Genomic DNA, 12,842 nt, shown 5'->3' on the forward strand with positions numbered 1-12,842 from the left:
CAGTGACACGAATCGGTCATCGTGTCGCTCAGGGTGGCGTGAGCGGCCATAGGTGCTAGAAGATGTCACCACGATTTCTCCCGTGACACCGGAAACGGATGTCAAAACGAACTTTCGTTCTTTGAGAATGCCAGTCGGGTATTTCTCGTTCAAGCCCTGGCGACCTCCGGAGATCCCTGACACCGCCGATGCTCCGGCGGCCCGAGTCAAATAGTCGCACGCGTCCGAGCTCCGGGCGAGAAGCCGCCATCTACCGAGCGTCGTGCCTGGGAAAACAACCATTGAACGGGTGATGCGTCCGGAATATCCGATGGGGCCAACCGAGGACGAGGGCATGCGGCGAGCGGTTTCGGCTGCCCTGGCTCAGGGCGGGGGAGTGGCCAGGCGCAGGCCCGCCGCGTAGTCGGCGGAGTCGATGTGTCCGACCAGGAGCCGTTGCAGCAGATACCCGAGGAGCGTGCTCACCAACAGTCGAGCGGCTTCGCCTTCGTCGACGTCCCCGTGGGTGGCCCCGGCCCGCTTCTGTTCGGCGATCACCCCCGAGAAGAGGGCGTGGATCTCGCCGTACTTGCTCCGGGTCACGGCGGCGAGCTCGTCATCGCGCAGCGCCTCCGCCCAGACCGACGGGGCGAGCCGGGCGATCCCCTCACTCCCGAACGCGAACTCCTCCAGCGAGTTGATCATCTGAACGATCATCTGGTCGATGCCGGGGGACGGTACCTGCGCGGCGATGGGTTCGAGCCGATCCACCAACTGGCCGATCACGTCCTCCGCGACCGCCGCGATGATCTCGTTCTTGCTCGTGAAGTGCCCGTACAGCGCTCCAGCGGACACCTCCGCCTCGGTGAGGATGTCGGTCATCGAGGTCTTGTGGAACCCCTCACGGATGAAGCATCGACGTGCGGCGGACAGAATCTGCTGGCGACGCTGATCGCGATATTCCTGTGTGACCCGCGGCATGCTCGCACAATAAAACGAACATTCTTTCTTGACAAGGGTCTAATCCCCCTCTGACCGCGATGGACGAACACGGCCCACGGCTCGGTGACCTCGACGCTCGGTCGGCGTGTCGAGACGTCAGGCTGGGTGGTCGGACTCCTGGCGCATCGCCGGCGACCGACGGGAGGAGATCTTGGCCGAGATCGCCCGTACGGCCCGACGGGGAAGGTGACGAACACACCACATCAGGAACCGGAAACGCCACGAGGGGATGGACACGACGGCGCCCCGACGTACGTCCCGCAGCGCGGTGGCGACGACCAGATCCGCGTCGATCCACAGTTTGGCGGGGATGGACTCGGTGTTGATTCCGGCGCGCTCATGGAACTCCGTGCGAACCCACCCGGGACACAACGCGGTCACCCTTACACCGGACCCGCGCAGCTCCACGGAGAGACTCTCGCTGTAGGCGGTGACCCAGGCCTTGATCGCGGAGTACCCGCCCAACGCCATGAACCCGGCGGTACTCGACACGTTGATGATCATGCCGCCGCCGCGCGCCGCCATCGCTCGCCCCGCCGCGCCCCCGAGCAGCAGGACCGACCGTGCCATCACGTCCAGCGCCCGCGTGTGGGGCGTGAGGTCCTCACCGGTCAACGGAGCGTGGATCCCGAACCCCGCGTTGTTGACCAGCAACTCGATCGGGCTGTCGACGTCGGCGATCCGAGCGGCCACCCGCTCCACGTCACCGAGGTCAGACAGGTCCGCCGTCAACACCTCGACCGAACGCCCATGCGTCGACCCAAGATCCCGGGCGGTCTCCTCGAGCCGCTCCCGATCCCGCGCCACCAGAACGAGGTCGTACCCCTGCCGCGCGAGATGCCGCGCGAAGACCAGTCCGATCCCCGCCGTCCCGCCAGTAATAAGAGCCGTGGCCACCCCTGCACCTTACGACACGGCCCACGCCGCGACGGTCCGGGTCCCGGTCACACGTCGTCGTGAGATGGCAGGATGGGCCGAGTCAACTGAGTCGCGGCGCGACACCAGGGGTCCGTTTTGTCGGAATTTCGAGAAGTGAATGAATTCGCCACTTGCCAGTGGTAAATCCGCTGGTCGCCGAGTCCTCTCCCCGCGAGCGGGGATGTTCCGGCATTGCGGCCGGCGTCACCTACGTCGTCACGGTCCTCTCCCCGCGCGCCGGGATGTTCCCTTCGAGGATTCCAGCCAGTGGACTTCCGATTCGTCCTCTCCCCGCGCGCGGGGATGTTCCTGGCTCGACGAAGAAGTGCCCCTTGCCCGGGATGTCCTCGCCCCGCGCGCGGGGATGTTCCCCCTTCGACCGTCCTGGGATCACCGTTGCTGAGGTCCTCTCCCCGCACGCGGGGGTGTTCCGACGCAGGTATCTTCGCTTCGCTCCGATATGGGGTCCGCTCCCCGTGCAGGGAAGCGACGGCCGCCGCAACCACAAGCTGAACCGTGCGGCGGGGACCATCCTCGCGCGTGCGGGGATGTCCCCTGGGGACCGCGACGGGGATCGTGATCGCGACGTTCAACCACATCCCCGCCTTTGGGGATCGACGTGGTGGGCCCTGGGGACCTCGGTGCACTGGTGGTCACCCGTGCGTGTCGCCGTCGGCGCCCAGCACCGGCAGGACCTCCTCCGGCGGCCCCTGGTGGGTGACCTCTCCGTCCTCGAGGACGCATACACGGTCGAGTTGGCGGGCTTGGGGCATGTCGTGGGTGATGACCAGGACAGCGCAGGTGTCGGCGGCGGTGCGGATGTCGGCCATGAGGGCGTCGCGGGTGTCGGGGTCGACGTGGGCGGTGGGTTCGTCGAGGACCAGCAGGGCGGGTCGGGTGAGGAGGGCTCGGGCGACGGCGAGGCGTTGGCGCATGCCTCCGCTCAGGGTGTGGCCGAGTTCGCCCACGTGGGTATCGAGACCGTCGGGCATGTCCCGGACGTCCTGGGCGAGGCGGACGCGGTCCAGGACGTCCCACAGCGTGGCGTCGTCGGCATCGGGGGCGGCGAGGGACAGGTTCGCGCGCAGGGTGCTGGTGAAGACGTGCGGATCCTGGTCGACCCCGACGACGGCACGCCGCCACTCCTCCACGGTGCAGGCGTCGAGGGGAGTATCGCCGAGGAGGATCCGTCCGTGGTCGGGCTCCCGGAACCGCAGCAGCACGTTGGCGAGGGTGCTCTTGCCGGCGCCGCTCGGACCCACGAGGGCCACGTGTTCCCCGGGACCGACCCGGAGGTTCACCTGGCGAAGTGCCCATGGTGAGGTTGGGGTGTAGCGGACGGACAGGTCGCGGATGACGAGCGCGTGCGCACCGTCGGGAATCCGTCGGGCGTCCGCCGGCGCGGGCTCGGTAACGCTCGGTTCGACATCGAGGGTCTCGAACAGCCGGGCGGCGCTGGTGCGGATCCCGCTGAGCCGGGAGGCGACGGCCGGCAGGGGAGCGGCGATCTCGAACGCGGCCAGGGCGGTCAACACCAGCAGCGCGAGGGACACCCCAGTGAGGGACTGCCCGTCGACGCCGGCCACCCCGAGCATCAACACCGCCCACACCGTGAGCCCGGTCAGCAGGGTGAGCGCGCCCGAGGTCGCGCCGAGCACCCGCGCCTCACGGGCGGCGATCCGCGTGAGCTCCGCGTCGGCTTCCTCCACTCGCCGCAGCGCCCGGTCCATCGCGCCGTAGGCGACCAGGTCGGGAGCGCCGTGGACCGCGTCCACCAACGACGTGGTGAGGTCCGCTCGTGCCTTCGCCTCGCGTTGCCCCGCGCGGCGGCCCGCCGCGGCGGCCAGCGTGGGAACGGCCACGGCGGCGAGAACCAGCCCCACGGCGAGCGCGAGCCCGCCGGGCAGGAACACGGCCGTGCACACGGTGACGGTGAGAGCCCCAGCCACCACCGCGACCAGAGGCGGGGTGAGCCCCCGAACCAGGAGGTCCTGCGTGCTGTCCACGTCGTTGACGAGGCGGGACACCAGATCAGCGGACCGGAACCGGCGGACGGCCTCGGTGCGGGCCAGCCGTTCGTACACCCGCGACCGGACGTCGGCGAGCGCACGCAGGGCGGCGTCATGGCTGATCAGTCGTTCGAGGTAGCGGGCGACACCGCGCGTCACGCCGAACGCGCGGGTGGCCACCACGGCGACGCTCAACGCGGTCACCGGGGGGTGCTCGGCGGCGCGTGCCAACAGCCAGCCCGCCGTCCCCATCAGCGCGATGCTCGACCCGGCGGCCAGTGCCCCGAACAGCACCCCCGCCAGGAACCGGGTGGAGCGCGGGTGCACGAGCCGAACCATCCGCCGCAACGGTCCAGCGTTGGCTCCCGGGGTGTCCGGCCGCTCCCGCGGCGGCTCAGGGGTGAGTGTGCGGGCTCCCGCCGCCGCCGGGGCTGCGGCCGTCATGACGTCACCTCCGGTGCGAGCCGTGGGAGGGATGTGCGTGCGGCGCCCGAGGTGGGGAACCTGTGCCGGAAGCACGCCTCGAGGCCTCGTGCCTGTCTGGCGCCCTCCGGCAGGGGTTCCCAGCTCAGTGGAGCCAGGCACCCACGGGGCAAGGACGTGCCGGGCCGGTTCGGTGCGCTCGCGGAGGCCTGGGGTGAGCAGGCGTCCGTGCTTCCCGGGCGCGGCAGAGACGCCATCGCATGGGGGCGCGCGTGGCTCCGGTCCGACACGGTTGGCTCCGCGTACCCGTGAGCAGCCCGGACGGAGCGCCCCGGCCCCCCGGGACAGACAGTCGGCAGGAAACCCGTCATGACGTCACCCCCACGGTCAGGCGCCCCTGTTCCAGACGGACCACGTCGTTGGCCGCGCCGCTGGACAGCCACCCCTCGTCGTGGGCGACGATCACTCCGGTGCGGCCATTCAACAGGCGGGCGGTGGCGCGGCGGACGATGAGGGCGTTGGGCGGGTCGAGGTGCGCCGTGGGTTCGTCCAGAAGGACGACGGGCGCGTCGCGGAGGAAGGCGCGGGCCAGGGCGATGCGTTGGCGTTGGCCCGCGGAGAGGCGACTTCCACGTTCGCCGAGGCGGGTTTCGTACCCGTGCGGCAGTTCGTTGATGAAGGAGTCGGCCTCGGCGAGTTCGGCGGCGGCCCGGACTCGGTCCAGGTCGGCGTCGGGGTCACCCAAGCGGATGTTGTCCGCCACCGTGTCGTCGAAGAGGTAGGGATGTTGCGGCACCCAGGCGAGGTCGTGCCGCCATTCCTCCGGCGAGATGTCGTGCAACGACCGCGTACCCGTAGCGTTCCGCAGGGTGATGCCGCCCTCGGTGGGGGTGGCGAAGCGCATCAGCAGGGCGAAGAGGGAGCTCTTCCCGGAGCCGCTGGGGCCCGTCAGCAGGGTCCGGCTCAGTGGCGGGAGCTCCAACGACACCGACCGGAGCGCCGGAGTGGACCGGCCGGGATAGGTGAGCCCGACGTCGTCGAGGGAGATGACGGGGATCTCGCGCTCCACGGGGTCGGAGGAGCGGCGGCTCATCCGGCCCAGTGGGGGCACCGGGGTGGAGGCGTCCGCGTCTTCCTCCGCCCGCCGCTCACTGTCCTCAACGGTGTCGAACACCTGCTCGGCCGCTGCCACTCCCTCCATGCTCGCGTGGAACCGGGCACCGACCTCGCGCAGCGGCAGGTAGGCCTCCGGCGCGAGCAGCAACACCAGCAGAGCCGTCTGGTAGTCCAGCATGCCGTACATAAGCCGCAGCCCCACCTCGACCGCGACCAATGCCACCGCGAGCGTGGCCAGCAGCTCCAACGCGAACGCGGACAGGAACGCGACCCGCAGCGTGCGCATCGTCGCCGAGCGGTGCTGTTCGGAGACACGACGGATGGCGGCGGCCTGGGCCTGCGCACGCCGGAAGATCGCCAGTGTCGGCAGGCCCTGGACGACGTCCAGGAAGTGTCCACCCAGTCGGTTGAGCAGGTGCCACTGGCGTTTGGTCTGTGCCTGGGTGTGCCAGCCGATGAGGATCATGAAGACGGGGATCAGCGGCAGAGTCACCCCGATCACCACCGCGGAGATCCAGTCCGCCTGGGCCACCACGACCAGGACGGCGACCGGAACCAGTACCGCGAGCACCAACTGGGGCAGGTAGCGGGCGAAGTACTCGTCGAGTGCGTCCAGGCCTCGGGAAGCCAACGTGGCGAGCTCCCCGGCACCCCGACGCCCGTCGCCGACACGACCGTGCTCCTGGGCGGAGCGATGAACGTGCGTCAGGAGCCGCCGCCGCAGGGTGGACTTGGTGTGGGCTGCGGATCGCAGCGCCGCGGCCTCGGCGCCATAGGCCACGCCGGCCCGTGCGAGCATCACCACCAACAGCAGCCCGAGGATGGGGGCGAGGTCTGCCAGTCCCTCCCCGTCGGTGGCTCCGGTGATGCCACGCGCCAGCAACCACGCCTGTACCAGGATGAGCCCGGTGAGGCCCACCCCGCAGCCAACCGCCACCACGAGGTGGACCCGCACCGCCCGCGCGGCGCGAACCAGGCGAGGGTCGAGGGGTTTCACTGGCCGCTTGTCCCCTCACTCCCCGTTCCGCCCGAGGAGCCCCCGTAGCTCGGGACAGGAGAGACGTCGTGCGAGGTGACGCGCTTGCGGAACACCCAGTAGCTCCACCCCTGGTAGAGGATCACCAGCGGGAGGAAGAACACCGCCACCCAGCTCATGACCGTCAACGTGTACTCCGCGGAGGAGGCGTTGTAGACGTCGAGGCCGTAGGCGGGGTCAATCGTTGAGGGGAGCAGGTCCGGGAACAGCGCTCCGAAGATGGAGACGCCGGCGGCGCCGATGGCGGTCGCGGTGGCCGTGAAGGACCACCCTTCCCGGCCGCGGATCGCCAGCAGGACCGCGGCGCACAGGGCCAGAGCCGCCGCGACGACGGGGAACCAGGTCCACGTCTTCCCGTGCGCGACCTGAGTCCACAGCAGGAACACCGCCGCTGCCGGGACGGCGACCACCGCTGACCCCAGGGCGGCGCGCCGTGCCCGGGTACGGACCTCGCCGTCGGTCTTGAGGGTCAGGAACACCGCTCCATGCAGGATGAACAGCGACAGGGTGGTGATCCCACCCAGGAGCGCGTAGGGGTTCAACAGGTTGAGCAGCCCCGCCGTCATGATGTGGTCGGAGTCCAGCTCCACGCCACGCAGGAAGTTTCCGAAGGCCACACCCCACAGGAAGGCCGGAACGGCGCTGCCGAGGAAGATGGTGGCGTCCCATCCGGCCCGCCAGCGGTCGCTGTCGCGCTTTCCTCGATACTCGAAGGCCACGCCACGTCCGATCAGCGCCAGCAGGATCAGCAACAGCGGGATGTAGAAGCCGCTGAACACCGACGCGTACCAGGCCGGGAAGGCCGCGAACATGGCTCCACCAGCGGTGATGAGCCACACCTCGTTCCCGTCCCACACCGGCCCGATCGAGTTGATCATGACGCGGCGGCCCGTGTTGTCCTTGCCGACGAACGGCAGCAGGATCCCCACTCCGAAGTCGAAGCCCTCCAGGACGAGGTAGCCGATCCACAGCACCGCGATGGCTATGAACCAGATGACGACAAGATCCATGGCTCTCGCCCTTCTCAGTAAGTGAACGACGGGACGGAGGACTGGCTCTCTTCCTCGTCACCCTCGGTGTCGGGAACCAGGTAGGTCGGGCCCTTCTTGATGTAGCGCCACAGCAGGCCGACCTCGATGACGGCGAGGATCCCGTAGATCGCCGTGAACAGGCTCAGGGACATCGCCACGGTGCCCAGACTCACCCCTGGTGAGACGCTGTCCGCGGTGAGCAGGTAGCCGTGGACGGTCCAGGGTTGTCGGCCCATCTCGGTGAGGATCCAGCCGAGGATGGTGCCGGCCAGCGCCGCCGGGAGCGCGAGCATGCCCACCCAGTAGAAGAGACGCCACCGCGGTGTTCGGCGCCGCCGCGTCATGAACAGCCCGACCAGTGAGAACGCGGCGGCGAAGAGCCCGAAGCCCATCATCAGGCGGAAGGACCAGTAGGCGACGAAGACGTTGGGGACGTAGTCGCCGGGTCCGTAGACCTCCTCGTAGTGCTCCTGGAGGTCGTTGATGCCGTGGACCTCGCCCTCGAACCGCCCGGTCGCCAGGAAGCTGAGGACCTGCGGGATCCCCCAGTCGATGGTGTTCAGGCCCGCCTCGGTGTCGCCAACCGCGAAGGCGGAGAACGGGGCACCCTCCTCGGTGTCCCACAACGCCTCGGCCGCGGCCAGCTTCATGGGTTCGTAGGCGGCGGCGAGCTTCGCCTGGTGGTCCCCGCTGTACACCGTCATCACTCCGGCGATCAGCGTGACCACCATGCCCAGGCGCATCGACTTCCGGAAGAGTTCGAACTCGCTGCCCGCGGGGGCGACTCCCGGGGTGCCGGTGTCGCCGTGGAGCTTGGACCGCCACAGCTTGTACGCGCTGACGGCGATCACGAACGCCCCGGCGACCACGAAGGACGCGGCCACGGTGTGCAGGTAGGTGGACCAGGCCTGCGGGTTGGTCAGCACCGCGCCGATACTAGTGAGCTCGGCACGCCCGCTGTCGGGGTTGACCTCGAACCCGACCGGGTGCCGCATCCACGCGTTGGCGGCGAGAATGAAGTAGGCCGAGAGGTTCGTCCCGATGGCGACGGCCCAGATGCAGGCCAGGTGGGCGGCGCGGGGTAGTCGGTTCCAGCCGAAGATCCACAGACCGATGAAGGTGGACTCGAGGAAGAAGGCGAGCAGGGCCTCCATCGCCAGCGGGGCGCCGAAGACGTCTCCCACGAAGCGCGAGTACTCGCTCCAGTTCATCCCGAACTGGAACTCCTGCACGATCCCTGTGACCACTCCCATGGCGAAGTTGATCAGGAAGAGCTTCCCGAAGAACTGGGTGGCCTGGAGATACTCGTGCTTCCCGGTCCGGTGCCACGCCGTCTGCAGGATCGCGACGATCAACGAGAGTCCGATCGTCAGTGGAACGAAGAGGAAGTGATAGACGGTGGTGATCCCGAACTGCCACCGTGCCAGGTCCAATGCCTCCATGGTCTCCCGCCACATCATCGGAGCGCTTATACGACAAAGCGTAGTACTACGAGTCGTAGTTTCCAACGCGGGGGGTGACCTTGAGTATGCGACGAGCGATGTGGCGTCGACGGACTACACGCCGGAGGTACCGGGCGGAGGGGGCATCCGACGCGGGCTTCGGTGGTCAGCCATGCCGCTGGCTGAGACAACCCGGCTTCCGGGGGGCGAGGCGGGGCGACCACGGTCGGTGGGGGGAGGCGCGGTGGCGGGGAACCGCCCCCTGCGGTCCCTCCGTGGACGTCTCGCCCGCGGAGGGACCGCCTTCGGTGCGTGGGGCACCGGCATCGGTCCGAGTTCGGTCGGAGTGGTTGGGGGACGGGCCCGCGTCGTGAGGAAGGGACGCGCCGGGCCCCTGGGGACCAGCGTCCCCGGGCGAAGCGCTCAGCGGCGCTCGTCGAGCATGCTCTCCATCATGTCGATCTCGCTCTGCTGGGACACCACCATGCCCTCGGCGAGCTGAACGACGTAGGGCTCCGACGCCAACGCCACCGCCGCCTCGGCCATCTCCACACCACCCTCATGGTGCGGAATCATCAGCTCCAGGAACAGGATCTCCGCCTCGACCCCCGACGCGTCCGCCAGGTCGTCCAACTGTTCCTCGGTGGCGTAGCCGGGCATGGTCTCCGGCACACTGCCCTCCGGGCCCAGGCCGTGGTCATGTGCGGCCATCCACGTCATCTGCGGCTCGCCGCCACGCACCGGCAGATCCCACTGGGTCAGCCAGCCGCGCATCATGCCGATCTGCGCCTGCTGGGTCCGCGCCATGTCATACGCCACGGTGCGCAATCCCGGATCCTCGATCTTCGGCAGGACCTCCATCGCCATGTCCACCGCCTGGTCGTGGTGCACGCTCATGTCGCGCGCGAAACCGGCGTCGGCGGAGTTGTCGAGCGGGTTCTTCGGGCTCCCCACCAGGTAGCCGAGCAGGGCAGCGGCCACCACGAGGACCACGACAACGACGAGGGGCACGGTCCGCGGCTTGGAGCGCTCGGTCCGCTCGGATTTCTCCGGTTCCTCATCCTCGTGACTATCGTGTTCCTCTGAGGCATCAGCCGTGACGTCGGCTTCGCCTTCGTAACTATCCGGAGGCATGGTGTCCGATTCACTCGAGTTCGTGCGTAAGCTGCCTGTCGAGCTACGAGCATATGCACCGTCGGTTGGATTGGAGACGACGTGCCACAGAGCGCGGCCGAGCGCCGGCGCCAGAAGTCCCGCGAGTTGAAGGCGCAACGTATCAAGGCCGCCAAACGGCGGAAGGTCCTGAAGACGGGCGCTGTCGCGGCCCTGTGTGTAGCCCTGGTCGGTGCACTCGGCTTCGCCGGATACAAGGTGTGGGATCAGGAGTACCGGGCGATCCCCGGGCTGGACGAGTACCCGGACCAGTCCAACGACCACGTCGCGGAACCCCCGGTGTACGAACAATCCCCACCTGTGGGTGGGCCGCACTTCGAGTACTGGCAGAACTGCGGCGTCTACACCGAACCGGTGGCCGACTTCCTCGCCGTGCACTCCCTCGAACACGGAACGGTGTGGATCACCTACGATCCCGACCTGCCCGACGAGGACGTCGAGGCGTTGGAGAGTCTGCACACACCCGGTAGTTACGTACTGGTCAGCCCGTACCTCGGTGACATGCCCGGCCCGATCGTCGCCAGCGCCTGGGAGTACCAGCTCGTCGTCGACTCACCGGCCGACGAGGACCTGACCCGTTTCCTGCGCCGCTACGAGCAGTCCGACCACGTTCCCGAGCCGGGTGCCGCCTGCTCCGGCGCGGTGGGGGAGACCGCCGCGGAACTGGAGGCCCAGGGCTTCACGACCGGAACGCCCGGGATCGAACCAGCCGAGGACGCGGCTGAGGACGAGTCCACCGAGGAGGACGAGACCGACGAGGACGGCGACGACCCCGCCGACGAGGACGACGCGGACGCCGACGACGAGTCCTGAGTCATTCCGTGGCCGCGGCCCCGACCTGGTCGGAGCCGCGGCCTTCTCACAACTCTCCGTCCGGCAGTGCGGGGATCGTGCTCGCGATCAGGCTGCTGATCGGCAGTAGCGCGCCCGCGGGGGGACCGTAGGACGGCGGGACGGAGACCTCGACGTAGGCCGTGTGCCCAACCGCCGTGTACATGCTGGGGTGGTCGACCGGCTGCGGCAGCCACGCGACGTCGGTGATCGCGATGAGCTCGGAGTCGGCCCGAAGGGTTTCCGGCCTCGGCACGCCACACCGCACCGAGATGACCGGGTCGCCCCACGCCGCCGTGTAGTCCGACGTGGGCTCCGCCTCGACACGTGACTCGTCGAGCAGCACGTCGGGAAGGTCATCGACAAGCTCCGCGCAGACCTCAGCGGCCTCGCCCTCGGGGTCCGGCGGCGTCACGTCGGCCGTGCTCCCACCACAGCCCGCGACGCCCAGCGCCACCACGCCGACGGTCGCCGTCACCCAGCGCACAATCACACTCCAGGTCAGAGATTCACGATCGGACAGGTCAGCGTGCGAGCGATCCCGTCCAGCTTCTGGATCCGCGCGACCACCAACCGGCCCAGGTCATCGACATTGTCGGCGCTGGCCCGCGCGATCACATCGTAGGGGCCGGTCACGTCCTCCGCCTGGGTGACCCCGTCGATCGTGGAGATCGCGCGCGCTACCTCGCTCGCCATCCCCACCTCTGTCTGCACCAAAATGTACGCCTGCATCCTTGCCTCCCGCGTGCACCATCCGAGTAGGTCTAGACCTATGAGAGGTCACCGTATCCTGAGCGCCGTGGACACTACCATCGGAGACCTCGGTGAATTCGGCGCGATCGCGCGCGTGACTCCGGGGTTCCCGCAGACCGACGACGTAATCCTCGGCATCGGTGACGACGCGGCTGTGGTGCGCGCGCCGGACCGTCGGGTGGTGGCGACGACCGACCTGTTGGTCGAGGGACGGCACTTCCGGCGGGACTGGTCCAGCGCCCGCGACATTGGCCACAAGGCCGCGGCGCAGAACATCGCCGACGTGGTGGCCATGGGGGCGCGCCCCACCGCGCTCCTGATCGGGCTGGCCGCCCCGCCGGACCTTCCCGCTTCGTGGCTGGACGACTTCGCGTTGGGCGTCCGCGCCGAGTGCGCGCGGGTTGGCGGCACCGTCGTGGGCGGCGACACCACGCGCTCCGCCGACGGGGCGATCACCCTCTCGGTCACCGCGCTGGGTGACCTCGGTGGCCGCGACCCCATCGTCCGTTCCGGCGCGCGGGTGGGGGACCGGGTCGCAGTCGCCGGACGGTTGGGCTGGTCAGCCGCAGGGCTCGCCCTCCTCACACACGGCATCGACGAAGGCCCGTGCGTTGGCGCACACCGCCGACCCGAGCCTCTCTACGCGGCGGGCATGTCGGCTGGGGCGACCGGCGCCACCGCCATGGCGGACGTCAGCGACGGACTGGTCGCCGACCTCGGCCACATCGCCGCCGCGAGTGGGGTCGGGGTCGAGCTCGACGCGTCCCTACTGGGCGAGCCCGCTGAGCTGCGGGAAGCCCGCGAGTGGCTCGCGACACGCGATATCACCGGTGACCTGCGGGAATGGCAATTGGCAGGCGGGGAGGACCACTCCTTTGCCGCCACCTTCCCCCCGGATGGAGATCCGCCACCGCCTTGGCGCGTCATCGGCGTCGTGACCGAAGGGGAGGGCGTCCGTGTCGACGGGCGGAACGTGGCGCGCGGAGGGTGGGATCACTTCGGACCGGCCAGTGAGCGCAGTGATTGATCCCTGTTCGCCCGAGTTTGTCTCGTCTTTGGTGGACATGAGCAGGCCGCGACACGTTAGGCTTCCCCAGGGGAGAGCTTGGCACGCGACGCGCGGAGGATG

At 69.1% G+C, this 12,842-nt stretch carries 11 protein-coding genes; 2 read left to right on the forward strand and 9 right to left on the reverse strand.

Annotated features, from left to right (window positions below; translation table 11 throughout):
- Positions 1-363: 363 nt before the first annotated feature.
- From J4H86_RS23285 to J4H86_RS23315, 7 genes are all read right to left on the reverse strand, one after another.
- Positions 364-960: a TetR/AcrR family transcriptional regulator gene (locus J4H86_RS23285; RefSeq protein ID WP_236540355.1), complete on the reverse strand. Its 597-nt coding sequence runs from the start codon at positions 958-960 to the stop codon at positions 364-366.
- Positions 961-1,077: 117 nt separating this feature from the next.
- The gene (locus tag J4H86_RS23290; RefSeq protein WP_236540356.1) at positions 1,078-1,878 is read right to left on the reverse strand and encodes an SDR family NAD(P)-dependent oxidoreductase; all 801 of its coding nucleotides are present in this window, start codon (positions 1,876-1,878) and stop codon (positions 1,078-1,080) included.
- Between the two features lie 674 nt (positions 1,879-2,552).
- Positions 2,553-4,352 carry a thiol reductant ABC exporter subunit CydC gene (gene cydC, locus J4H86_RS23295; protein ID WP_394356408.1) on the reverse strand — a complete coding sequence of 600 codons (1,800 nt, stop codon included), beginning with the start codon at positions 4,350-4,352 and terminating at the stop codon, positions 2,553-2,555.
- A gap of 346 nt (positions 4,353-4,698) precedes the next feature.
- On the reverse strand, positions 4,699-6,444 hold the full coding sequence (cydD, locus tag J4H86_RS23300; protein ID WP_236540358.1) for a thiol reductant ABC exporter subunit CydD: 1,746 nt from the start codon (positions 6,442-6,444) through the stop codon (positions 4,699-4,701).
- Entirely contained in the window at positions 6,441-7,493 is a 1,053-nt protein-coding gene (gene cydB, locus J4H86_RS23305; protein ID WP_236540359.1) for a cytochrome d ubiquinol oxidase subunit II, read from the reverse strand. The genes cydD and cydB overlap by 4 nt, the downstream gene beginning before the upstream one ends.
- A gap of 14 nt (positions 7,494-7,507) precedes the next feature.
- On the reverse strand, positions 7,508-8,956 hold the full coding sequence (locus tag J4H86_RS23310) for a cytochrome ubiquinol oxidase subunit I (protein WP_236544142.1): 1,449 nt from the start codon (positions 8,954-8,956) through the stop codon (positions 7,508-7,510).
- A 423-nt stretch (positions 8,957-9,379) separates the two neighbouring features.
- The gene (locus tag J4H86_RS23315; protein WP_236540361.1) at positions 9,380-10,090 is read right to left on the reverse strand and encodes a DUF305 domain-containing protein; all 711 of its coding nucleotides are present in this window, start codon (positions 10,088-10,090) and stop codon (positions 9,380-9,382) included.
- Between the two features lie 81 nt (positions 10,091-10,171).
- Between J4H86_RS23315 and J4H86_RS23320 the strand changes: the two genes are divergently transcribed.
- Positions 10,172-10,942 carry a DUF3105 domain-containing protein gene (locus J4H86_RS23320; protein ID WP_236540363.1) on the forward strand — a complete coding sequence of 257 codons (771 nt, stop codon included), beginning with the start codon at positions 10,172-10,174 and terminating at the stop codon, positions 10,940-10,942.
- A gap of 46 nt (positions 10,943-10,988) precedes the next feature.
- Here J4H86_RS23320 and J4H86_RS23325 read toward each other — a convergent pair whose 3' ends face one another.
- Together J4H86_RS23325 and J4H86_RS23330 are read right to left on the reverse strand one after the other, a co-directional pair.
- Positions 10,989-11,438 (reverse strand): DUF3515 domain-containing protein, encoded by a 450-nt coding sequence (locus tag J4H86_RS23325; protein WP_236540365.1) that lies wholly within the window; start codon positions 11,436-11,438, stop codon positions 10,989-10,991.
- Between the two features lie 23 nt (positions 11,439-11,461).
- Positions 11,462-11,692, reverse strand: a complete 231-nt coding sequence (locus J4H86_RS23330) for an Lrp/AsnC family transcriptional regulator (protein WP_236540367.1) — start codon at positions 11,690-11,692, stop codon at positions 11,462-11,464.
- 67 nt (positions 11,693-11,759) lie between these two features.
- Here J4H86_RS23330 and J4H86_RS23335 point away from each other — a divergent pair, with 67 nt between their 5' ends.
- Positions 11,760-12,740: a thiamine-phosphate kinase gene (locus tag J4H86_RS23335; protein WP_236540368.1), complete on the forward strand. Its 981-nt coding sequence runs from the start codon at positions 11,760-11,762 to the stop codon at positions 12,738-12,740.
- The last annotated feature ends 102 nt before the right edge of the window (positions 12,741-12,842 follow it).

Source organism: Spiractinospora alimapuensis (assembly GCF_018437505.1).
Lineage (GTDB): Bacteria > Actinomycetota > Actinomycetes > Streptosporangiales > Streptosporangiaceae > Spiractinospora > Spiractinospora alimapuensis.